This is a genomic window from Roseobacter sp. MED193 (genome assembly GCF_000152965.1).
Lineage (GTDB): Bacteria > Pseudomonadota > Alphaproteobacteria > Rhodobacterales > Rhodobacteraceae > Pseudophaeobacter.
Window position 1 is genome coordinate 3,463,557 of sequence record NZ_CH902583.1, and the last position, 21,049, is coordinate 3,484,605.

Consider the following 21,049-nt stretch of genomic DNA (forward strand, 5'->3'; position numbering starts at 1 on the left):
AAGGGGTTTTTGATGACTTCCCATTTGTCGCTGCGCATTCTTGGCATGGTGGTCTTGGCCATGACCTTGATCGTGATTGGAGATGCCGCCGGTAAGGTGCTGACAGCACAGGGCATTAGCCCTGTTTTTGTGGCTTGGTCCCGGTTCACGGTCGCTGCGGTCGTTTTGTTGCCGTTCAGTGGGCTGACCGCCGCTGAATTGCGCGGATTTCTGGATTGGCGGATCATCATGCGCGCTTTGCTGATCGCAGCTGGCATTTCCTGCATTCTGACAGCGCTGAAAGCCGAGCCGATTGCCAATGTCTTTGGGGGGTTCTTTATTGGCCCAATCGTCGCTTTTGGTTTGTCGGCGCTGTTGCTGAAAGAGCGCGCTGACCTCAGCCGGATGGCCCTGCTTTTGGTGAGCTTTGCGGGTGTTCTACTGGTGGTGAAGCCGGGCTTTGGCATGCAGATCGGTATGGGGTTTGCCCTGTTGGCTGGCTGTTTTCATGGCTCCTACCTCGTATCGACACGCTGGTTGGCAGGACAATATCGCCCGCGTTTCTTGCTGATTTCACAACTGATTATCGGAGCCCTGGTGCTGCTGCCCTTTAGTTTGGGGTCCATTCCACAGAGCATAGATCTGGCAGGGGGAGGCCTGGTTCTTGTTTCCGCGCTGGGCTCTGCCGCCGGGAATTTTCTGCTGGCCGTTGCCAATCGAACCACCCCGGCAAATGTGGTGGCACCTCTGGTCTATAGTCAGCTTCTGGCTGCCACCTTTATTGGAGTGATCGTCTTTGGGGATGTCCCGGATGTCCTGGCGCTTTTGGGGCTTGCCGTGATCGTTCTATCTGGCCTGTCGTCACTTTGGCTGGCGGGCAGGCGTATGGCGCAGAGCTAGTCCCGTCCCGCTGCGCCTTTGCCGGAGGATCTGCGCAGCAGGTAGATATCCATGATCCAGCCATGATCGCTGCGCGCCTGGGCGCGGGTGGCGATGATCTCAGCGGCGACGGCCTGCAAGGGGCCACAGAGGCTGATCTGGTTTTCCATCCCTGCATAGGCAGCCCACCAGATCTCAACTCCGGTTGGATCAATGGCCTGAAACGAACATTCTCCATCCAACATGATCACCAAAGTATCGGCGCTATCGGGCCAGCCGCTTTCGCGAAGCTGTCGCCCTGTAGTGACGGTGTAAGGCGCGCCAATTTCGTTCAGCGGTATCGCATGGGCCGCTGTCAGGGCCTGAATGGAGGTCACGCCGGGAATGACTTCAATGCTGATCTTCTGAGTGCCCTTTAGTCGCTCAGCGATGCGCATGGTGCTGTCATAGAGCGAGGGATCGCCCCAGACCAAAAAGCCCACTTTAGCCGCAGCATCTGGCAGCTGGGCGCGAATGGTCTCAATCCAGACCTGGGCGATGGCATCGTGCCAGTGATCTACACGTGCAGTGTAGTCAGAAATCGCAGGATCGCGCACGGGCAGGTCGAATTCTACAATGCGTGGTCCAGGCGCATTGATCACCCTGGCGCAAATCTCTTGGCGCAGGGAGGCCAGATCGTCTTTGCCTTTGCCCTTGTTGGGAATGAGGATCAAGTCGCAGGCATTCAGCGCCTGAACCGCTTGCAGGGTCAGGTGCTCCGGGTTGCCGGTGCCAATGCCAATCAGGGAGAGTTCGATCATAGTACTGCTCATGTGAGGTGCCCCATAGCGGGCCGGGCAAAAAGAAACACGGCCCGCTATGGGGCCGTGTTCTTGGTAAATCAAGTCTTGATCAGGGCATTGGCCCGATCAGGCTGCTTTGTAGAGGCGTGGTGTCACCATGCCTGTACCTTCGAGGCCGCGCAGGGCCTTGGCAGTGGCAAGGATTGCCAGGTCCGCAAGGGGTTCAATCAACACTACCAGCATATAGGCGCCGCCAAAGGTCAGGACCGAAGACATGGTTTCGGCGCCAAAGCCTTGGCCATAAAAGACCCAGAAGGCAACCCAGGCAACAACGCCGCCCTGGTAGGCAACCGAAAGCGCCAGCGCTTGGCTGTATTTCAGATCCACATAGGCGGTTCCGGCAGGAATGATCCGACGGGCCAGCGCATGCAGCGCGAACAGCGGCACCAGCAGGGTGGTCAGGTTGACGAAATACATTGGCAGGTCGGTGGGTGCAAAGAAGGCCCCCTGGATCAGCAGGCCGAGCGCCAGACCAAAAGCGGCGGGGGCTGCGCCAAGGATCAGGAACAGGGTCGATCCGAGAATGAAATGCACCTCAGAGACGCCGACGGGGAAATGCGGCAGCACTTCAAAGAACAAAAACACACCCAGCGCGGCAATTGCGGAGCGCCCCGCATAGGACACAAGCCCGCTGCTGCGCAGATCGCTGAAGGTCTCTTTTGCCGCATAGGCTGTCGCGCCTGCAGCGGTGCCGTAGGCGAGGGTCATTTTTGCAGCGTCGACGACGCCGGGTTCGATATGCATAGCTCTGTCTCCCTGTCGCCTTCCCCGGCGACATGTGTAGCGGTTCGTGGTTCAGCCGACCTATGGTCAACTCACGAGGGCAGGTCTCCTGACTTGCGGGTCTGGGCCGGTCTGGGGCCTTCCCGACCTGCTGTGCAGATCAGTGGCTTATCCCAGTGGCTCGCCGCTCACAGTTGCGGGGGCAGTTCCGGGTTTGGCGCCTTTTGGCTACACCTCACCGGATTCCCTTTTCATCCAAAAGCCTTGGGCTTCAGTGGAACCATCGATAGGTCACTGCTCTCACATCTAGGGCCAATCTGTCAATCATGCAGCACCGACGCTGGCGGTCCAAAAACGGCACGTTTCCTGCTTTTGTGCGGTGCTGCACTGGTCAAAGTGGCGCAGAGATTCGGTGGCGCTACGATGTCTCAGTTGAGTGGTCGGTTTCCAGATCGCTATCCGCTAGGGGGCCGTAGAGGATGAGTACGGGCGCCGTCGTCTCCATTTGCCGCAGCACCTGTGGCAACTCTCCAACCGTATGGCAGCTGAGTTCTTGTTCGGGGGTCGAAACACCCAGCGCCACTAGGGCATGGGTTTCAGGGGGCAGGCCGGCTTCCACCAGTTTTTCAGCCAGGGCGGCAAAGGTGCGCTTTCCCATATAGACCACGGTGGTTGCATCCGGGTCAGCCAGGGCCGCCATGTTGAGGCTGTCTGGCAGGCCTCCGGTGACGTCGTGACCGGTGATAAACTGCATGCGGCGCGCGGTCAGTCGCCGGGTCAGTGGGATATTGGCCGCAGCCGCTGCGGCGGAGGCTGCGGTGACGCCGGGGACGATCTCAAACGGAATATTTGCGCCGCGCAGCGCCGCGATTTCTTCTTCCAGTCGGCCAAAGACGCCGCTGTCACCAGATTTCAGCCGCACCACTTTGAGGCCGCTCTTGGCATAGTCGACCAAGAGCTGGCTAACATGATCCTGCTTGGGAGAGGGGCGGCCGGCGCGCTTGCCCACGCCCACCAGATCGGCCTCAGGGTTGGCGTGTGTCAGGATAGGGCCTGACGACAGATCATCAAACAGCACTGCATCTGCGGCTTCCAGCCTCTTGACCGCCTTTACGGTCAGCAGCTCCGGGTCGCCGGGGCCGGAGGAAACAAAACTGACAAAGCCGCTCATGCGCCTTCTCCGGTTATCAGATGGAAAAAGGTTCCGGTGACATGGCCCTTGATGGATCCGGTTTCGGGCACCGGATTGCCATCGGCATCCATGACATTGGCCAAGGGGGCGTCGGGTTCATCCAGAATGGTGGAGTAGTGGAACTCATGGCCACGCAACGCAGCACCAGCCTCAAAGCCCGGCATCTGTGCCTGGAGCACGGCACGGCGGTAGCCAAGGTGAAATTTGCGTTTCTCGTAGGAGGTCACCAGTCCCAGCAACCCGGCCATCTGGTGACGGTTGCCCTCTTTGTCGATCAGGGCCTCGCCTAGGGCCATATAGCCTCCACATTCGCCATGCACGGGCTTGGTTTCAGCATGTCGGCGCAGGCCTGCTCGGAAATTCTCTGCAGCGGCCAATGTGCCGCCGTGCAGCTCTGGATAGCCGCCGGGCAGCCAGACCAAATCGGCATCCGCTGCGGGGGCCTCATCTGCCAGCGGCGAAAACGGCAGGATCTCGGCACCGGCGTTGCGCCATCCCGTCAACAGATGTGGATAGGTGAAGGAGAAGGCCGCGTCACGGGCCAGGGCAATACGCTGGGCAGGCGGTTTTGGCAGAGCGCTGGCGCTAGGGGCCGCTGCCCCCAGGGCCGCAGCCTTGATGGCCTCCAGATCCACATGTTCCCGCAGGAAGCTGGCATAGCCGGTAATTGCCGCCTCCAGATCCGGGTGCTCGACTGCCTGAATGAGGCCCAGGTGGCGCTCCGGCAGGGCCAGATCACCACGGCGAGGCAGGGAGCCCAGTACTTTGACACCAGCGCGCTCCATACCTAACCGGGTCAGACGCTCGTGGCGCGGGCTGGCAACCCGGTTCAGGATCACCCCGGCAAAGGGCACCTCGGGGTCGTAGGATTTGAATCCCAGCGCGGTGGCGGCGGCAGATTGCGCCTGACCGCCCACGTCGATCACCAGCACTACGGGCCATCCCATGCGCTTGGCGGTCTCGGCCGAAGAGCCAAAGCCGGATTGGCCACGAGTGGCAACGCCGTCGAACAGGCCCATGGACCCTTCACCGATGCAGATCTCGGCTCCGACGGCCTGTTGAGCGACCGCATCCAGCAGCCCCCCATCCATGGCCCAGGTGTCGAGATTGAAGCTGGGGCGCTTGGCGGCTGCCAGGTGAAAGGCCGGGTCGATATAGTCGGGACCGCTCTTGTAGGGCTGTACCGCCAGGCCATCCTCGGCCAGGGCGCGCAGCAGGCCCAGCATCACGGTGGTCTTGCCGGTGCCAGAGGCCGGGGCGGAAATCATCAAACCTTTGGGGAAATCAGTCATCGCCTTCGCTCCAGTTGGCCCATTGGCTATCGGCGCTTTGCGGCCGGTATCGCCGGTCGTAGTCCTGCGCGTACAGGCAGCTCTCGTCAAAATCCTCATTGCCAAGCGCCGGTCCGACCAGAATCAGCGCGGTGCGCCCGCGCATCCCGCCGCTTGCCTCTTCCAGGGTGCCAAGCGTCGCCTTGACCACCTTCTGATCCGGCCAGGTGGCGCGCCAGACCACGGCAACCGGGCACTCGGCGCCATAGCTGGGGGTCAGTCGGGCAATCACATCCTCCAGCACATGTACCGACAGGTGAATGGCCAGGGTGGCCCCGGTGCGGGCAAAGTTCTCCAGCGTTTCGCCTTCGGGCATCGCCGAGGCCTTGCCAGAGGTCCGTGTCAGTACCAGCGATTGCGCGACACCTGGCAGGGTCAGCTCGGAGCCCAGCGCTGCAGCCGCAGCTGCAAAGGCGGGCACACCGGGGGTGATGTCATAGGGGATGTTCAGTGCGCGCAAGCGGCGCAGTTGCTCGCCCAGGGCCGACCAGACCGACAGATCTCCGGAATGCAGCCGGGCGATATCCTGGCCAGCCTCATGGGCCGTTGTGATATGGTCGATGATTTCATCCAGCGACAGGGCTGCGGTATTGATCACCTTGGCGCCCTCTGGGCAGTGCTGCAACAGCGCCTCGGGCACCAGTGAGCCGGCATAGAGGCAGACCGGGCAGGCGGCGATCAGGTCGCGCCCGCGCAGGGTGATGAGATCGGCGGCACCAGGGCCGGCGCCAATGAAATGAACGGTCATGGATCCAGTCTTTCTGCAAGAGCCGCGGTGGCAAGGCCATTCGCGGTAACAATTCGGGGGGCGATGAGGCGCGCGCGCGCGCCGGAGCGGGCCTGCCGCGCGCCAACCAGCGCGGCGGCCTCGGCCAGGGAGCCGGTGGCAAAGCGTGCCTTGATCCGGGGCGAACAGGTCAGGGTTTGTTCTCCGGCGATGTCTTCTTCAGCCAAGGCGATCAGGGGCAGCCCCAGCTCCGTGGCCAATGTTTTTAAAGGCTCGGCTACGGCCTTTGCCTGGAGTGAGGCCAGCGCGTCCGGCTGCGCCTGCAACAGGTCCAGAGCCTGGCGCAGGTCGGCCAGTGTTGCGCTGGCGCGAAATCCGATCCCTGCCACCTTCATCGGGTGACACTCCACTGGATTACGGGGCGAGCACGGCGCCAGTCGCGCATGGACCCCAGAGGACCCGCCTCTGCGATCTCGGCCTTCAGCAGATGTCCGCCAAGGCGGGCATGGGCCTGCATCAGCAGGGTTTCGGTCTCCAGCGTGACCCCATTGGCCACGATCCGGGTGCCTTCGGGCAGGATCATCCAGAGGTGCTCCAGCAAGGCCTCAGAGCCACCGCCGCCGATAAAGACGCAGTTGGGCAGCTCGTGGCCGGTCAATACCTCAGGGGCTTTGCCAAGCACGGCGGCCATGCGATGGGACAGGCCAAAACGCGCGGCATTGGCGCGGATGTTCTCCATACGTTCGGCCCGGGGCTCAAAGGTCAGGGCGCGAGCACTGCGCGCCGCCAGACACCATTCCACCGAGACAGAGCCAGACCCGCCACCGATATCCCAGAGCAGCTCACCCTGGCGCGGCGCCAGGGCGGAGAGGGTCAGAGCGCGGATCGGACGTTTGGTGATCTGGCCATCACTGGCGAAATGTATTTCCGCCAGCCCCGAAGCCTGCGGCAGCCCGGGCCGCATGGCCTCGATGGCCATAAGGACCGGAGCCCCCCCTTGCGGAAGATCCCCGTCCTGATCCCCGTCCTGAGCAAGGGCATAGCGCACGTGTTCCCTAGGGCCGCCAAGCCGTTCCATTACATGCAGCTTTGCATCTGGTTGCCCGTTCTCAACCAGCCAGCTGGCCAGTTCAGCCGGAGCCTTGCTGTCGCGCAGGGTGCAGATCACCCTTGTGCCCCGGCCCAAAAGCGGCAGGAGCTTGGCATAGGGGGCGGCGTGGAGACCAAGGCAGAACGTGTCTTCCAGCTTCCAGCCCAGGCGGTTCGCCGCCAGGGCAAAACAGGATGGCCCCGGATAAGAAACCCATTCCTCTGCTGCCAGATCCTTCATCAAAGAGCCCCCGGCTCCGTGCCAGAACGGGTCTCCCGATGCGAGCACCACCACTGGGCTGCCGCGCAGTTCCAACACAGGCTGAGTGGAAAAGGGCACCGGCCAGGGCCGCGCTTTGGTCCCGGCATTCACCAGGTCCAGATGACGCGGCCCCCCAAAGATGACTTCCGCCGCCTGCAGTGCATTCTGGCTTGCCTCCGAGAGGCCAGCCAGTCCATCTTCACCCAGACCAATGATTGTCAGCCACGGCGGGGTGACAGATGCGACAACAGGATCAGACATGACACGTACCCTTGTGTTGGGCGGCACCACAGAGGCCAGCAACTTGGCCAAGGCCCTTGCGGAAGCGGGCATGGATGCGGTGTTTTCCTACGCCGGCCGCACTGCCAACCCGGTGGCACAGCCTCTGCCGCTGCGGATTGGCGGCTTTGGCGGCGTTGGCGGGCTGCTGAGCTACCTTAGAAAAGAAGAGATCAGTCATGTCGTGGATGCCACCCATCCCTTTGCCGCCCAGATGAGTCGCAATGTGGTGCGGGCCTGCGCCGAGGGGGAGGTGCCGCTCTGTGCCTATGAGCGTCCGCCCTGGAGTCCGGCGGCGGGTGATAACTGGATACATGTTGGCGATACTGAGGCGGCGGTGCAGGCGCTGCCGCAGGACCCGGCGCGGGTCTTTCTGGCGATTGGCAAACAGAACTTGGCGGGTTTTGCCGCCAGGCCTCAGCATCACTATCTGTTGCGTCTGGTAGATGAACCCAAAGCTGCGCTGCCCCTGCCCGACTGCAGTGTGGAGATCGCGCGCGGCCCCTTTGACGAGGCCGGCGATCTTGCGCTGCTGAAACGCCATGGCATCACCCATCTGGTGTCCAAGAATGCCGGTGGGCGCGGCGCCTCGGCCAAGCTCGCCGCCGCGCGCGCCCTCAACCTGCCGATCATCATGATCGACAGACCAAAGGTGCTCCCGCGCAAGATCTACGGGGATGTGGCAGAGGTGATGGCTTGGCTGTCTCATACTCCCGCTTAGCCCTCGTCCCGGGCATAGCGCGGGGTGTAGATATGCGGGCCAATGCGGCGGGTGTCCTTGTTGCCGACGATTACCACGGTGCGCATATCTGCCATTTCCGGCCTTGCGTCATTTAGGGTGACGGTGGTGATTGTCTCACCGGGTTTGGAGACATCGCGGGCAAAAGAAATCAGCGTCTCGCCACCACAGGCCTCACGCAGGATTTCTAGGGCGCGTGCGAATTGATGGGGGCGCGATTTCGAGCGCGGATTGTAAAACCCCATGGCAAACCCTGCTTCGCCTGCCAGGCGCAGGCGTTTTTCAATCAGCCCCCAGGGCTTTAGATTGTCACTCAGGTTGATGGCGGCGAAATCATGCCCCATGGGGGCACCAATCCGGGCTGAGGCAGCCAGCATCGCCGTGATGCCGGGCAGAACCTGAATGTCCAGATCCAGCCAAGAGGGCTTCCCTGCCTCTTCCAGGGCCTCAAAAACCGCAGAGGCCATGGCAAACACACCTGGGTCCCCCGAAGAGACCACCGCCACACGTTTGCCGCTCGCGGCCATCTCCAACGCATGGGTGGCGCGTTCTACCTCAACCCGGTTGTCGGTGGCATGCAGTGTGCGGCCGGGGCGATCGGGGATGCGTTTCACATAGGGAATATAGCCAACAATATCGGTGGCCTCCTCAATCACCTCTTGGACCTGGCTGGTGACCATGCTGTCATTTCCGGGGCCTAGGCCGACAATTTTGACCCAGCCTTTGGCAGTCGTTTCTGTCATGGTCTGCGCCCCTGTCCGTGAATCAGAACAATTGAGAAATAGGGCACTTCTCCCGTGATTTCAGAGAGTTTCTGAACGGTTTGGCTGGGCATGGTGCCGCGCTCCACCAGCCAAGCGTCATCCGCCTTGCCGGCGGCGCGCAGGGCACGGCGCAGCTTGGGCAGGTTGCGGCCGATTTTCATCACCACCAAGGCGTCCGTTTCCTGGATGCGGCGGGTCAGTTCCTCTTCAGGCAGGGTGGCCATGGCCACGGTCAATACGTCATCGCCCCAGGTGATCGGCTGACCGGTGGCCGTCCAGCAGCCAGACATGCCGGTAATGCCGGGGATAATTTCTTGTTCTGCGCGGCCCTGAAGTCTCGTGTAGAGATGCATATAGGAGCCATAAAAGAAGGGATCACCTTCGCAAAGCACCACGATATCTTCGCTTTCGGCGATCTCTGCCAGGGTATCGGTCCAGCGGTCATAGAAGGCGGCCATGACCCGATTGTATTCGGGATCAGAGAAATGGACCTCAGTGGTCACCGGATATTCCATCGCGTGCTCAATGACGCCGTCCGGCAAGAGGCCATCTACCAAGGCGCGGGCCTGCCCTTTACGACCTTCCTTGCGGAAATAGGCCACATGGCGGGCGCCCTGAATGGCGCGCCAGGATTTGACGCTCATCAGCTCCGGATCGCCCGGGCCCAGACCTGCGCAGATGACTTTTCCCATGCTCACTCTTTCCAGCTTGCCAAGGCGTTCACCGCCGCCACGGTTATGGCTGATCCACCCAGGCGGCCTTTGACGATCATGGCAGGCACCGGCAGATCCGACATCAGGGCCTCTTTGGATTCCATTGCGCCAACAAAACCAACAGGGCAGCCAATGATGGCGGTCGGGCGTGGACAGGTAGGATCTTTAAGCATGTTCAACAGGTGAAACAGGGCCGTGGGAGCGTTGCCTATGGCCACAACCGCACCTTCGAGCTTGGGGCGCCAGAGTTCCAGTGCCGCGGCGGAGCGGGTATTGCCCATCTCCTTGGCCATCTCAGGCACCTTGGGGTCGCGCAGAGTACAGATGACCTCGTTGTTGGCGGCAAGCCGCGGCCGGGTAATGCCTTCGCTGACCATATGGGCGTCGCACAGGATCGGCGCACCTGCGGCCAGGGCGGCGCGCGCGGTTTCTGCCATGCCAGGCGAGAACTGGATATATTGTTCCAGGCCGACCATGCCAGCAGCGTGGATCATGCGCACGGCGACGCTTTCCTCATCCTTGTTGAACCGGCCCAGATCGGCCTCTGCGCGGATGGTTGCAAAGCTCTCGGCGTAGATGGCGGCGCCGTTGGTTTCGTAGCTGTGGAGCATTTATCTGCCCTTTGTCAGAATTTGAGGTGCCGCGCGCAGGGCGTTGGCACTTTGGGTTTCTTTTACCGGTTGATCGCTGGCTCTGCCATGGTGGATCAGATCGAATGTACCGGAGGATGTGGCGGTTAACGTCAGGGGAGTGGGACCCGGATGGGCGCAGCCCTTTGCGCAGCCGGAAACATGCAGGATTTGGCCCTCTGGTACGTGGGGCGCCAGATCGCGCGCCAGATCGCGGGTTGCCGATAGCGCCTGCAGGCAACCGGGCGCTCCGGTGCAGGCGCGCACCCGCAGGCGGGGATCTGCTGCGTCAAGGATCACGCCGGGCAGGGAGGCCAGGTCGCGGGCACCCTCGATCAGTATCATTCGCCATGGGGTGAGGCGGAGCGGAGCAATTCTTGCCAAGCCTGCAAAAGCAGTGGCACTGATTTGGCCAAATTCAAGCGCGACCAACTGGCCGCATACCGTAGGTCCCGGATCAGGCTGGGGAGCGGTGACACTGCGGGGCGCGCGATGCCCGGCTGGTGGCGCGCAGCGCGCAGTGAGCGCCTGCATCCGGCCCCGTCCTGTTGGCGCGCCGCCCTGGTCCAGGAACCAACGGGCCAAATCCAAGGCGGCTTCTGCTGCGGTTTCAACCGTCACCGGGCACCCGACCTGGGCTCCATCAGCGACAAGCAAGATATCGGTGCCACTGCGCTCAAACCGGATATCTGCGGCACTGTTTTGCAAGAGAGGCTTCGCGCCGGTATCCACCACAAAGCCAAATTTCCCGGGGAGCTGCAGATCCTCTGTCGCCAGCAGGGCCTTCTCCAGATGACGCGCGATTCTCTGGCTGACATCGCCCTCCTGCCAAAAGGGGGTCAGTAGGATATTCCGACGACTTTCACGCCAGACGTCCTGGTCCAAAAGCCCGAGCTCCTGCAGGCCCGCGATGACAGAACCATGGGTTTCAGGAGAAACGCCGCGCAATTGCAGATTGGCCCGGGCTGAGAGATCAATCAGCCCGTTGCCATATTGGCGAGACAGGTCCGCGATTGCCGTGGCCTGCTCCTGGCTCAACCGTCCGAGGGGGGCGCGGATGCGCACCACCAAACCGTCGCCGGACATCATTGGGCGCAGGGCTCCTGGGCACCAGCCGTAGACTTTGGGAGAGGGGGCGGAGCGGTTTGAACTCATCCGGCCTGCTCCAGCGTGGCAATGATGGAGTTGCGCCGACTGATCCAAAGACCTGCCTCGGCCAGGGCCCGAAAGCGGTCGCGCATCGCCTGCAGGGCGGCAGGATTTTCATGCTCCATGAATTCGACCAGGTCTTCACGTCCCAAGGTAGCCTCAAAGTAGAGATCAAACAAATGCGGTGGTACCACCTGCGCCAGATGGGCAAAGGCTGCCATATGATCCAGAGTGGCCGCAATTTCAGCACCGCCACGAAACCCGTGACGCATCATGGAACTGGCCCAGTCCGGGTTAATGGCGCGGGCGCGTGTGACACGGGCAATTTCTTCCCCTAAGGAGCGCGCCTGTGGTCGGTCGGGGCGGGTGGCGTCCATATGGTATAGGGCTGGGGCCGGGGACCCCAGTCGCGCCATGGCCGCCGCAAAGCCGGCTTCGTGGGCGGCATAGTCAGATGCAACGAGCAGATCGGTTTCCGGCAAATCCTGAAGATGTACAAAGCTGTCTGCGCTTTTGAGGCGGGCCTCCAGTGCGGAGCGGGCTTCGGTAATGTCGCCCTTGGCGTCGATGGCATGAGAAGAGGCGGTGATCCAGGCCTCTCCGGCGGCAGCCCGAGAGCTGTCGCTATAGGTCTCAATATGTGGGCCCATGGAGAGGCCGTATTGACCGGGTTTGGGGCCAAAGACTCGAGGGGAGGGGGCCAGATAGGGGTTGTCGGACTTGTTTTCGTCGCGCTTTGCCAAGGCGGCGGCAGCGGCTTCGAACATTTGGGCAAGCCCCGGAAAAACATCGCGAAACAGGCCGGACACGCGCAGGGTCACATCGATGCGAGGGCGCCCCAGCATGGAAAGCGGCAGCACTTCAAAGCCAGAGACCCGTTCGGAATCCTTGTCCCACTGCGGCGCAAGCCCTGCCAGATGCAGGGCCATGGCAAACTCTTCCCCTGCGGTGCGCATTGTGGCGGAGCCCCAGAGATCAATCACCAACCCCTGTGGCCAGTCGCCATGGTCTTGCAGATGGCGGCGCAGCAGTTCTTCCGCCAGCTTGACCCCCTGCGCCTGCGCCGCGCGTGAGGGGACCGAGCGTGGATCGGTGGTAAAGAGGTTGCGCCCGGTCGGCAGAACGTCGGACCGACCGCGAAACGGGGAGCCGGAGGGGCCGGGGGGGACCATTCTGCCCGCCAGGGCTGCAACCAGCCCGGCGCGTTCTTCAGCGCCGCAGGCGCCGGTGCCAAAGATGTGTAGCCCTTCGCCATATTGGCTTTCCTTGATGTCGCAGACAAAGGCATCAATGCGGGTGATCGCCTCGGCGGCGGAGCTGTCAGCGGTGAGGCCCAGATCAGCCTCAACGCCTGTGCCCTGGGCTTCGGCACGGATATCATCCAGCAGACGATCGCGCCGCGCCGGATCCAAGCCATCGGCGGTGGAGTATTCATCCAGCAGACTCTCCAAGCGGGCCATGCCTTCGGGAAGGCTCGTCTGGGCCAGAGGGGGCGGCAGATGGCCTAGGGTAACCGCACCGACACGTCGTTTTGCCTGGGCCGCCTCGCCAGGGTCGTTGACAATAAAGGGATAGGTGATTGGCAAGGCGCCGGTGAGGGCTTCGGGCCAGCAGTCATTTGAAAGAGCTACAGCCTTACCCGGCAGCCACTCCAGCGTTCCATGGGCCCCAATATGTACAAGTGCATCACTGCATTGGCGCAGCCAGAGGTAAAAGGCGACATAGGCATGGCGCGGGGTGCGATCCAGATCGTGGTAATCCTCGACCCGGCTTTGCACTTCGCCGCGTTCTGGCTGGAGGGCAATCAGGGCCTTGCCAGCCTGGATCGCCTTGAAGTGAAAGGCGCCGTTGTGAAAATCTGGGTCAGCTTCGGCCTCGCCCCAGGCGGCGTTCAGAGCATCGCGCAGGGTTTCGGGCAGATCTTTCAGCGCCCTGCGATAGGCTTCTATCGAAAAGCTGAGAGTTTCCGCGCCAAGCCGCTTTCCAAGGTCACATTGTGGCTCTGTTTCATAACCCTGTGCGGCAAGCTCACTCAGGATTTCGGAGCAGGACGCGAGAGCGTCGAGCCCCACCGCATGGGCCAGGTTATGGGCCTTTCCGGGATAGGTCGACAGGATCAGGCTTGGGCGTTTTTGCGCATTGGGCAGAGCAGCAAGGCGCAGCCAGCCCTCCATCCGGTCCGCGATCGCGGTGATGCGATCCGGCACCGGGCGATGGGCAAAGCGGGAGTATTGCAGATCTGGATCTTGCTTGCCGGGAGATTTGAAACTGATCACCCCAGCAAGAATACGGCCGTCAACTTCGGGCAGGACCACATGCATGGCAAGATCGGCAGGGGACAAACCGCGCGCGGCCGCAGCCCAGTCCTTTTTACGTGCTGTAGAGAGCGCTATCTGAAACACCGGGCAGCCGGTGGTGTTGAGCGGCGAGGCGCCGCCGTCGCTGCCCTGGGCGGAGAAGGCAGTGGCATTGACAATCGCTGCAGGGGCCAAGCGCGGCAGGGTCTGGCGTAGCCAGAGGGACGTTTCAGGGGATTTGAGGCTGGCGGCAAACAGCCCATAGGCGGCATAGCCGCGCGCGCGAAACTCTGCGATGAGCGCATCCACCGGGGCAGTATCCGCCGCGGTTAGGTAGGAGCGATAAAAGCTGACCAGAACCAGCGGGCGGTCGCTTTCTGCGGGTTCAGCGATCACCCCCTTGGCAGGGTCATAAAACCCATGCACCGGTGTGGATTTGTGCCCCGGGACCGGTCCGGCATAGAGCCCGGCAGCGAGGGAGAGTTGCGCCAGTGCCGCCTGCGCTGCAACAGCGCCACCGGCATCACAGAGCGCCTGCAACCGCCGCAGGGTGGAAACGGGCAGGGTTGAAAGCTCGTCTAGGCGGGGATCTTCGCGGCCATCGGCCGGCAGCAGGGCAAGAGCGATGCCTCTGCGACGGGCCATATCCTGCAGGGTGGCCAGACCGTAGGGCCAATAGCTTTCGCCGCCAATCAGGCGCACGAGAATGCCCTTGGTGTCTTCCAGCGTTTGTTCCGCATAGGTATCCACCGACAGGGGATGTTTCAGCGCAACCAAATTGGCCAGCCGGAGGCTGGGCAGTTTTCCTTCTGCGCGATGCCAGCCTGCCGCAAAGGCGCCAAGGTCGCTGTCGGAGAAAGACAACACCACCAGGTCCGCAGGTGTTTGCCCCAGATCCTGCGGCGTATCTGTTTGATCCAAGCCATGGCTCTCGCGAAAGACAACATGCATCGTTCAAACCCCCTCCAAGGGATGAGGGGGGAGCAGCGCGCGACTTTGGGAGGATGCAAAGCACCCTCCCATCGATCCCAGAGAAACCCCATGGTTCGTTGGGGTGCGCGGGCGCTGCCCGGCGTTGTAGCCGGGCGAAATTATAGAAATTTCGCCGGTTGGCATTAACTTACGCCCCCAGTTCAGCGCGGATGGCTGCGCCGTCGATATTGTCATGCTCAGCAATGACCACCAGCTGGGTGCGACGTGGTGTGTCTCCCCAGGGTTGGTCATATTGGGCGCGCAGACGTTCGCCCACCGCCTGAACCAACATCCGCATCGGTTTTCCTTCCACTGCAACATAGCCTTTGACCCGCAGGATATTGCGTTCACGCGCGAGTTTCACGATGGCATTTTGCAGCGCTTCCGGATCAGAAACTTCGCCCATTTCGACCACGATGGTATCAAAATCGTCATGGCTGTGATCGTGGTGATGATCGTCGTCATGGTCATCGTGGTGATGATGGTGTTCATGATGCGATGGCCGGGCTGCCAAGTCATCTTCGGCGGCGGCCTCTAGCCCCAAGATGACACGGGGGTCGATCACGCCTTCGGACATCGGCAGGATCGGCAGCTTACGCGGAGCTTCGGCTGCGATCATGTCGCGGGCCTTGTTCAATCCCGCCTCTCCGGCAAGATCGGCCTTGGACATCAGAATGATATCGGCGCAGGAGATCTGATCTTTGAACAATTCGGACAGTGGTGTTTCGTGATCGATGCCCTCATCGGCTTCGCGCTGGGCCTGTACGGCCTCTAGGTCGCTCGCGAATTGCCCCTTGGCGACGGCCTCGGCATCGGCCAGTGCAACCACGCCGTCGACGGTGATCCGCGAGCGGATTGCGGGCCAGTCAAAGGCCTTGAGCAGGGGTTTGGGCAGGGCCAAGCCAGAGGTTTCAATCACGATGTGATCAGGCTTGTCTGGCAGATCCATCAGCTGTTCGATCGTCGGGATGAAGTCGTCGGCCACGGTGCAGCAGATGCAGCCATTTGCCAGCTCCATGATGTTTTCGGCTGGGCAATTCTCATCCGCGCAGGATTTGAGGATTTCCCCATCGACGCCGGCGGTGCCGAATTCGTTGACCACGACTGCCAGACGTTTGCCCTGCGGGTTCTGCATCAGGTGGCGGATCAGCGTGGTCTTACCAGCGCCGAGAAAGCCGGTGATGACGGTGACGGGGATCTTGTTGAGATTGCTCATGGGGTTTTAATCCTTGGAGGGCAGATTGATCGGGGGAATACGGGCGATGGATTGTTTGCGAAACACCTGTGGGCGTTCGCGCCAGGGCACCACACCATCCGCCGTGGCGGCATAGGCGGCAGCACCTGCCAGGATGTCGTCGACATGGGCTTCGGGGTCGAGATCGCCATAGATATAGCTCCAGCGGTCTTCGCCGCCAGTCAGAACCATTGCGCAGCCGCGTTTACAGGCTGAAAGGCATTCGACACCGCGGACAGTGACACCGGCGGGCAGCTCCGCTTCATCCAATGCGGCCATGAGGATTGAACCCGGACGAACGGCCTCTGGATCAACGCCTTCGCGTTTACAGGTGGTGCAGATCGTCAGAGTGACCTCTGTTGGATTTCCAGCGGGGGTCTCCGCCATATCTTCAGCCATCAGCGCGCGTCCTTTGTTTGCAGGGATCGGGGGCCGGGCCAGCAGGGAGAGCGCAGCGAGGCACTCCCACAACCAGTCGCGAAACACCCCGTCCGCTCGTTGTCTCATGCGTTGGCAGGTCTCCCGGCTTGCGGATTTCGACGGGCGATGCCTGTCTGCGGTGCTCTTGCCTTCCCGGCACGGTGGGCCAGTGGCATCAGAGACCTTTCCGGTCACGGTCGCGGGGGCGGCTGTGCTTGAGAGCTGATAGCAAAAATCCCTATCAGCCTGTCACATTCCCTCTTCGCCTGCAATTTGCAGGAACCAACAAAAACCCCCTTGCGCTATTGGGGGCTTCCTTGTCAAGACTTGGGCAAACAGCAGGAGTGAACCCCGTGAGTGAGAAGTCCGAAACCGGCGTTTCAGAAGAGGAAGCGGCACGTCACGCCTCCAAGATGGCCAAGAAGAAGGCCGCCCGCGATCGCATGATGAAAAACAAGGATGGTGAAAAGGGGCTGATCATCGTCCACACGGGTCCCGGCAAGGGCAAATCCAGTTCAGGATTCGGCATGATCATGCGGTGTATTGCCCATGGGATGCCCTCGGCCGTGGTACAGTTCATCAAGGGCGCCTGGCAGACTGGCGAGCGGACATTGATCGAAGAGAACTTTAGCGATCTGTGCCAATTCTACGCCATGGGTGAGGGGTTTACCTGGGAAACACAGGATAAGGCGCGCGATATCGCCGCAGCCAAGAAGGGCTGGGAAAAGGCCAAGGAAATGATCCGCGATGAGCGCAACACCATGGTGTTGCTGGACGAGATCAATATTGCACTGCGCTATGAGTACCTGGATCTCGATGAGGTGCTGGAATTCCTGGTGGAGGAAAAGCCGCCGATGACTCATGTGGTGTTGACTGGGCGCAACGCCAAGGATGAGCTGATTGAGATTGCTGATTTGGTGACTGAGATGGGCCAGATCAAGCACCCCTTCCGCGCCGGTGTGAAGGCGCAAAAGGGCGTCGAGTTTTAGCTCTAGTATTGCAGGGGAAGGGCCCCTTATGGGCTGAGGCAACAGGTTGTTTCGCGTGCGAAACAGCCTGTCAGCTTTGCTGATACAAATCCTGGGCGTTGCACAGGGTGCGGGCGGCTAGGGGTTGAGTGCCTGCAACGTCTGGTTAGCGTTCCTTAAGGGTTTCAGCGCCTTGCGCGCCGTTAGGCGCTGCCCCTGGTCAGCTGGCCTTGAATGTAGGCATCCACAGCCGCGCGCTGGCTGTCATCCAATCGCAGGTTCAGTTTGGTGCGCCGCAGCAGGAAATCCTGACCTGTGCGGACCCATTCATGGGTGACGACCCAGTCCAGCTCACGCGCTGTGATAGTCGCGCCAAAGTCCTGGCCCAGATCGGCGGCGGTTTTGGCGTCGCCCAAAACATCCCAGGCCTCCAGACCATAGGCCCGCATTAGTCGGCGTGTCGCGTAGGGCGTCAAGAAGGGGTAATCGCTCGCCAGCTTTTCGGTAAGCTTGCTCACATTGGCCACTGGAAAATCACCGCCGGGCATGGCGACGCCAGCGGTCCAATTGCCGGAAAGCCCTGGTAGAGCTTCGCCAATCTTGGCCAAGGCAGCCTCTGCCAGTTTCCGGTAAGTGGTGATCTTACCACCAAAGACATTGAGCAATGGCGCCTGTGTCTGATCCAGCGTCAGCACATATTCGCGGGTCGCCGCCGTGGCAGAGCTGGCACCATCGTCATAAAGTGGGCGCACTCCGGAATAGGTCCAGAGAATGTCATCGCGACTGATCGGTTTGTCAAAATACTGGGAGGCAAATTTGACCAGGTAATCTTGCTCTTGCGGGGTGCATTCCGGTGCGGTTTGCGGGTCGGGATGATCAGCATCGGTGGTGCCAATGAGAGTGAAATCTTCCTCGTAAGGGATAGCAAAAATAATGCGCCCATCCTCTCCCTGGAAGAAATAGCAGCGTCCGTGGTCAAAGAGTTTTGGCACCACGATATGGCTGCCACGCACCAGGCGCACGGTTTCGCGACTGTTCTGGCCCAAAGTCTGACGGAGCAGGTCTGCGACCCAGGGACCGCCGGCGTTGACCAGCATCCTGGCGCGGTGTTCTTGGGTTTCACCGCTGGCGTGATCCTTGACGGTAATGACCCAGTGATCTTCTCCGCGCTGGGCGCTCAAGACTTCGGTGCGGGTCATGATCTGTGCTCCGCGGGCTGCCGCATCGCGGGCGTTCAATACCACCAGGCGGGCGTCTTCAACCCAGCAGTCCGAATACTCAAACGCCTTCCTGAACTTGGATTTCAGTGGCCGGCCGGCCTCATCTGATGTGAGATCCACCGTGCTGGTGCTCGGCAGAATACCGCGCTTACCGAGGCTGTCATAGAGAAACAGACCGAGACGGATCAGCCAGGCCGGGCGGCGCCCCCTCATCCAGGGCATGAATGTGGTCAGCAGTTTGGATGTCGGCGTATCGTTGTCAAACCGCATGTCCTTATGGAAGGGCAGTACAAATCGCATGGGCCAGGAGATATGCGGCATCGCACTCAGCAGCACTTCGCGTTCGATGAGAGCTTCCCGGACCAGGCGGAACTCAAAATACTCCAGGTAGCGCAATCCGCCATGGAACAACTTGGTTGAGGCTGACGAGGTGGCGGAGGCAAGGTCGTTCATTTCAGCCAGAGTAACCGACAGTCCGCGTCCGGCCGCGTCACGGGCGATGCCGCAGCCATTGATGCCGCCACCAATGATGAAGAGGTCGGTGATTTTTGGATCAGTCATTTTCGCGGCTTTCGTTTTGGGTTCGGTTGGAGTCGGCGCAGAGGATCCGGGTTCCTGCGGTGCTGGCGGCCTTGCAAAAAGAGGAGGGAGGCATCTGGTCGGTGATGATCACATCCAGATCGGGCAGGCCGCAGATCCGCACCGGGGCAGAGCGCGCAAATTTACTGCCATCACAGAGCAGTATCGTTGTGCGTGCATTTTTTAGGATGGCGCGGGCGACCGAGACTTCACGGGCGTCATGGTCCAAAACAGCGCCGTCTTCGTCGAGCGCAGAAGCGCCGATAATGGCGTAGTCAACCTTGTAGCGGGAAATGAATTCAACGGCGTCCTCGCCGATGATCGCGCCATCACTCTGACGCACTGTGCCGCCAGCCAGGATGAGCTCCTTTGTTTCGCCGCCCATCATCAGGTTTATAATATTGATGTTGTTTGATAAAACAGTAAGCCCGCGATGGTTTTCAAGGGCGCGGGCCGCCTGTTCAGTGGAGGTGCCAATATTGAGTGCCAGCGAGCAATTGTCTGGGATGACCTCCGCCAGCAGGGTTGCCATGGCCTGCTTTGCAGCGGCGTTGAGCTTGCGCCGCTCTGCATAGGCGCGGTTGGCAGCAGAGCTGACGCGAACTGCTCCGCCATGGACCCGTGACAAAGCCCCGCGCGCGGCCAAATCCCGCAGATCGGTGCGGATGGTCTGAAGGGAGACCCCAAAGAGCGCGGCGAGATCTTCGACCTCTACACGCTCCTGGCTGTTTAGCAGGTTCAGGATCTTGTCGTGGCGATTCGCGGCATCCATAGGCTTTCCTTTTGCGGGGATGCTTATCGGATCACTTGAGTTTTGTCATCATTTGTTTTCGATTTGCTTGCGATATTGTGGATATCGAAAAATTTGGATGGATGTATGGATGTATGGATGTATGGATGTATGGATGTATGGATGTATGGATGTATGGATGGATGGCGCCGGGCTCGCGCAGGCGTCTCGTCTAGGTCAGCGGCACAAGGTGGTTGTCCCAGGCCAGATCGTGGTGCCTTAGCTGTTTGGCGGTGTGCCCCGTCAGTGCGGCAATTGCACCGAGGCCGGTGCTGGCAATGAACCCGCTGCGCGCAGTGGCAAGGCCACAGACATCGCGCAGCGCGTGCTCCTTGATTATATGTCCACTGCGGGTCTCCATCACCTGCACCACCCCGCCCCTGGGGGAGGTCACGCCGATGGTCAGATCGTCGGGGCTAAAGGCGACAGAGCCGCCATAGCCGCGCATATTGCGCAGGCGTGGGTCACCTTCAGCCAATAGGTCCGGCGGTGTGCCTGGCTCATATAGGCCAAGCAGCGGCAGATCTGCGCCAGGATCGCCTTGCCACTGCATGGCAAAGCCCAGAATGCCCTGAGACGAAATCGCAAGGTGGCGGATAGAGTTGAGGTGCAGCTCAGGAGCCAGTTCCATCACCTCCTGCACCTGCCCGTCCAGAGACAACAGGCTGAGGTTGGGGCGCATCTGCGGCAGGTTCAACTTGGCACGGCCGCTGTCGGGGTGGGTCTCAATCCCGCCGTTGGCAATGGCGAGCTGGGGCCCGCTCTGGCTTTGACGCAGCAGCATGTCATGGGGCCCAACGCCGCCAGAGTCAAAGCTGCCAATGCGGCGATAGCCCCTTGCGACCTCCCATATGCCGATCCTGCCGCGCCCATTCTCATAGTCGTTTTCGGTGGTGAACAGGCGAGAGCCATCTGGAGTGAACAACCCATGTCCATAAAAATGATGCCCCTGTGGGGGTTCCAGCCGGGCAAGAGGTGTTCCATTCCGGCAATCTATGACATCGGCAAACCGACCCGGGCGGCGGGCAAAGGCAACGGCCTCGGGGCGTGTTGGATGGGCAGCGGCGGCATGGCCCCGGCCGGGCAGTGGACAGGTGAACTGGATTGCACCAGCCTCCGAGAGGCCTGCCAGCAGATAGCTGCCGTCGGGATCTTTTGCGGCGGTAAGAAAGGCGGGCCGGCCGAGGTCTGCCCAGCTCGGGGTGGGGGCCAGGCTACTTGCAAGAAGGCCTGCAAGAAAACCGCGTCGCGAGGTCATAGGCCATGTCCTTC

General features: G+C 61.2%; 20 protein-coding genes and 2 riboswitches. Of the genes, 3 read left to right on the plus strand and 17 right to left on the minus strand.

Annotated features, from left to right (window positions below):
- Window positions 1-12 precede the first annotated feature (12 nt).
- A complete protein-coding gene (locus MED193_RS18985) occupies window positions 13-879 on the plus strand; it encodes a DMT family transporter (RefSeq protein ID WP_009811393.1) in 867 nt (288 codons plus the stop codon).
- Here MED193_RS18985 and cobF read toward each other — a convergent pair.
- The 7 genes from cobF to MED193_RS19020 form a co-directional block, all read right to left on the minus strand.
- Entirely contained in the window at window positions 876-1,658 is a 783-nt protein-coding gene (gene cobF, locus MED193_RS18990; protein ID WP_009811394.1) for a precorrin-6A synthase (deacetylating), read from the minus strand. The genes MED193_RS18985 and cobF overlap by 4 nt on opposite strands.
- Before the next feature lie 108 nt (window positions 1,659-1,766).
- Window positions 1,767-2,444, minus strand: coding sequence for an energy-coupling factor ABC transporter permease (locus tag MED193_RS18995; protein ID WP_009811395.1), 678 nt, complete (start codon window positions 2,442-2,444; stop codon window positions 1,767-1,769).
- A gap of 60 nt (window positions 2,445-2,504) precedes the next feature.
- A riboswitch (cobalamin riboswitch) is annotated at window positions 2,505-2,723 on the minus strand.
- Between the two features lie 118 nt (window positions 2,724-2,841).
- The gene (cobA, locus tag MED193_RS19000; RefSeq protein WP_009811396.1) at window positions 2,842-3,594 is read right to left on the minus strand and encodes a uroporphyrinogen-III C-methyltransferase; all 753 of its coding nucleotides are present in this window, start codon (window positions 3,592-3,594) and stop codon (window positions 2,842-2,844) included.
- The gene (locus MED193_RS19005) at window positions 3,591-4,907 is read right to left on the minus strand and encodes a cobyrinate a,c-diamide synthase (RefSeq protein WP_009811397.1); all 1,317 of its coding nucleotides are present in this window, start codon (window positions 4,905-4,907) and stop codon (window positions 3,591-3,593) included. Before MED193_RS19005 ends, cobA begins: the two co-directional genes overlap by 4 nt.
- A complete protein-coding gene (gene cobM, locus MED193_RS19010; protein ID WP_009811398.1) occupies window positions 4,900-5,694 on the minus strand; it encodes a precorrin-4 C(11)-methyltransferase in 795 nt (264 codons plus the stop codon). Before cobM ends, MED193_RS19005 begins: the two co-directional genes overlap by 8 nt.
- Complete coding sequence (locus tag MED193_RS19015) at window positions 5,691-6,068, minus strand: cobalamin biosynthesis protein (protein ID WP_009811399.1); 378 nt, start codon at window positions 6,066-6,068, stop codon at window positions 5,691-5,693. The genes cobM and MED193_RS19015 overlap by 4 nt, the downstream gene beginning before the upstream one ends.
- Window positions 6,065-7,285 carry a bifunctional cobalt-precorrin-7 (C(5))-methyltransferase/cobalt-precorrin-6B (C(15))-methyltransferase gene (locus MED193_RS19020; protein WP_009811400.1) on the minus strand — a complete coding sequence of 407 codons (1,221 nt, stop codon included), beginning with the start codon at window positions 7,283-7,285 and terminating at the stop codon, window positions 6,065-6,067. Before MED193_RS19020 ends, MED193_RS19015 begins: the two co-directional genes overlap by 4 nt.
- Here MED193_RS19020 and MED193_RS19025 point away from each other — a divergent pair.
- Window positions 7,284-8,024, plus strand: coding sequence for a cobalt-precorrin-6A reductase (locus tag MED193_RS19025; protein ID WP_009811401.1), 741 nt, complete (start codon window positions 7,284-7,286; stop codon window positions 8,022-8,024). The genes MED193_RS19020 and MED193_RS19025 overlap by 2 nt on opposite strands.
- Here the strand turns inward: MED193_RS19025 and cobJ are convergent.
- From cobJ to MED193_RS19060, 7 genes are all read right to left on the minus strand, one after another.
- Entirely contained in the window at window positions 8,021-8,785 is a 765-nt protein-coding gene (gene cobJ, locus MED193_RS19030; protein ID WP_009811402.1) for a precorrin-3B C(17)-methyltransferase, read from the minus strand. The two genes, MED193_RS19025 and cobJ, sit on opposite strands and share 4 nt — an antisense overlap.
- Entirely contained in the window at window positions 8,782-9,498 is a 717-nt protein-coding gene (locus tag MED193_RS19035; RefSeq protein ID WP_009811403.1) for a precorrin-2 C(20)-methyltransferase, read from the minus strand. The genes cobJ and MED193_RS19035 overlap by 4 nt, the downstream gene beginning before the upstream one ends.
- Window positions 9,499-9,500: 2 nt before the next feature.
- Window positions 9,501-10,130, minus strand: a complete 630-nt coding sequence (locus tag MED193_RS19040) for a precorrin-8X methylmutase (RefSeq protein WP_009811404.1) — start codon at window positions 10,128-10,130, stop codon at window positions 9,501-9,503.
- Complete coding sequence (cobG, locus tag MED193_RS19045; RefSeq protein ID WP_009811405.1) at window positions 10,131-11,303, minus strand: precorrin-3B synthase; 1,173 nt, start codon at window positions 11,301-11,303, stop codon at window positions 10,131-10,133.
- Window positions 11,300-14,545, minus strand: coding sequence for a cobaltochelatase subunit CobN (cobN, locus tag MED193_RS19050; RefSeq protein ID WP_009811406.1), 3,246 nt, complete (start codon window positions 14,543-14,545; stop codon window positions 11,300-11,302). The genes cobG and cobN overlap by 4 nt, the downstream gene beginning before the upstream one ends.
- 169 nt (window positions 14,546-14,714) lie before the next feature.
- A complete protein-coding gene (cobW, locus tag MED193_RS19055) occupies window positions 14,715-15,782 on the minus strand; it encodes a cobalamin biosynthesis protein CobW (RefSeq protein ID WP_009811407.1) in 1,068 nt (355 codons plus the stop codon).
- A 6-nt stretch (window positions 15,783-15,788) separates the two neighbouring features.
- Window positions 15,789-16,199, minus strand: coding sequence for a DUF1636 domain-containing protein (locus MED193_RS19060; protein WP_039967069.1), 411 nt, complete (start codon window positions 16,197-16,199; stop codon window positions 15,789-15,791).
- 95 nt (window positions 16,200-16,294) lie between these two features.
- A riboswitch (cobalamin riboswitch) is annotated at window positions 16,295-16,522 on the minus strand.
- 51 nt (window positions 16,523-16,573) lie between these two features.
- Between MED193_RS19060 and cobO the strand changes: the two genes are divergently transcribed.
- Window positions 16,574-17,209 carry a cob(I)yrinic acid a,c-diamide adenosyltransferase gene (gene cobO, locus MED193_RS19065; protein WP_009811409.1) on the plus strand — a complete coding sequence of 212 codons (636 nt, stop codon included), beginning with the start codon at window positions 16,574-16,576 and terminating at the stop codon, window positions 17,207-17,209.
- Between the two features lie 182 nt (window positions 17,210-17,391).
- Here cobO and glpD read toward each other — a convergent pair whose 3' ends face one another.
- From glpD to MED193_RS19080, 3 genes are all read right to left on the minus strand, one after another.
- A complete protein-coding gene (gene glpD / locus MED193_RS19070; protein WP_009811410.1) occupies window positions 17,392-18,969 on the minus strand; it encodes a glycerol-3-phosphate dehydrogenase in 1,578 nt (525 codons plus the stop codon).
- Window positions 18,962-19,759 carry a DeoR/GlpR family DNA-binding transcription regulator gene (locus MED193_RS19075; RefSeq protein WP_009811411.1) on the minus strand — a complete coding sequence of 266 codons (798 nt, stop codon included), beginning with the start codon at window positions 19,757-19,759 and terminating at the stop codon, window positions 18,962-18,964. Before MED193_RS19075 ends, glpD begins: the two co-directional genes overlap by 8 nt.
- Before the next feature lie 190 nt (window positions 19,760-19,949).
- Window positions 19,950-21,035 (minus strand): DUF1513 domain-containing protein, encoded by a 1,086-nt coding sequence (locus tag MED193_RS19080; protein ID WP_009811412.1) that lies wholly within the window; start codon window positions 21,033-21,035, stop codon window positions 19,950-19,952.
- Between the last annotated feature and the right edge of the window lie 14 nt (window positions 21,036-21,049).

Excerpts from the sequence above, each read along its gene's own strand:
- MED193_RS18985 (WP_009811393.1), top strand. The coding sequence starts at position 13 with ATGACTTCCCATTTGTCGCTGCGCATTCTTGGCATGGTGGTCTTGGCC.
- cobF (WP_009811394.1), bottom strand. The coding sequence starts at position 1,658 with ATGATCGAACTCTCCCTGATTGGCATTGGCACCGGCAACCCGGAGCAC.
- MED193_RS18995 (WP_009811395.1), bottom strand. The coding sequence starts at position 2,444 with ATGCATATCGAACCCGGCGTCGTCGACGCTGCAAAAATGACCCTCGCC.
- cobA (WP_009811396.1), bottom strand. The coding sequence starts at position 3,594 with ATGAGCGGCTTTGTCAGTTTTGTTTCCTCCGGCCCCGGCGACCCGGAG.
- MED193_RS19005 (WP_009811397.1), bottom strand. The coding sequence starts at position 4,907 with ATGACTGATTTCCCCAAAGGTTTGATGATTTCCGCCCCGGCCTCTGGC.
- cobM (WP_009811398.1), bottom strand. The coding sequence starts at position 5,694 with ATGACCGTTCATTTCATTGGCGCCGGCCCTGGTGCCGCCGATCTCATC.
- MED193_RS19015 (WP_009811399.1), bottom strand. The coding sequence starts at position 6,068 with ATGAAGGTGGCAGGGATCGGATTTCGCGCCAGCGCAACACTGGCCGAC.
- MED193_RS19025 (WP_009811401.1), top strand. The coding sequence starts at position 7,284 with ATGACACGTACCCTTGTGTTGGGCGGCACCACAGAGGCCAGCAACTTG.
- MED193_RS19020 (WP_009811400.1), bottom strand. The coding sequence starts at position 7,285 with ATGTCTGATCCTGTTGTCGCATCTGTCACCCCGCCGTGGCTGACAATC.
- cobJ (WP_009811402.1), bottom strand. The coding sequence starts at position 8,785 with ATGACAGAAACGACTGCCAAAGGCTGGGTCAAAATTGTCGGCCTAGGC.
- MED193_RS19035 (WP_009811403.1), bottom strand. The coding sequence starts at position 9,498 with ATGGGAAAAGTCATCTGCGCAGGTCTGGGCCCGGGCGATCCGGAGCTG.
- MED193_RS19040 (WP_009811404.1), bottom strand. The coding sequence starts at position 10,130 with ATGCTCCACAGCTACGAAACCAACGGCGCCGCCATCTACGCCGAGAGC.
- cobG (WP_009811405.1), bottom strand. The coding sequence starts at position 11,303 with ATGAGTTCAAACCGCTCCGCCCCCTCTCCCAAAGTCTACGGCTGGTGC.
- cobN (WP_009811406.1), bottom strand. The coding sequence starts at position 14,545 with ATGCATGTTGTCTTTCGCGAGAGCCATGGCTTGGATCAAACAGATACG.
- cobW (WP_009811407.1), bottom strand. The coding sequence starts at position 15,782 with ATGAGCAATCTCAACAAGATCCCCGTCACCGTCATCACCGGCTTTCTC.
- MED193_RS19060 (WP_039967069.1), bottom strand. The coding sequence starts at position 16,199 with ATGGCTGAAGATATGGCGGAGACCCCCGCTGGAAATCCAACAGAGGTC.
- glpD (WP_009811410.1), bottom strand. The coding sequence starts at position 18,969 with ATGACTGATCCAAAAATCACCGACCTCTTCATCATTGGTGGCGGCATC.
- MED193_RS19075 (WP_009811411.1), bottom strand. The coding sequence starts at position 19,759 with ATGGATGCCGCGAATCGCCACGACAAGATCCTGAACCTGCTAAACAGC.
- MED193_RS19080 (WP_009811412.1), bottom strand. The coding sequence starts at position 21,035 with ATGACCTCGCGACGCGGTTTTCTTGCAGGCCTTCTTGCAAGTAGCCTG.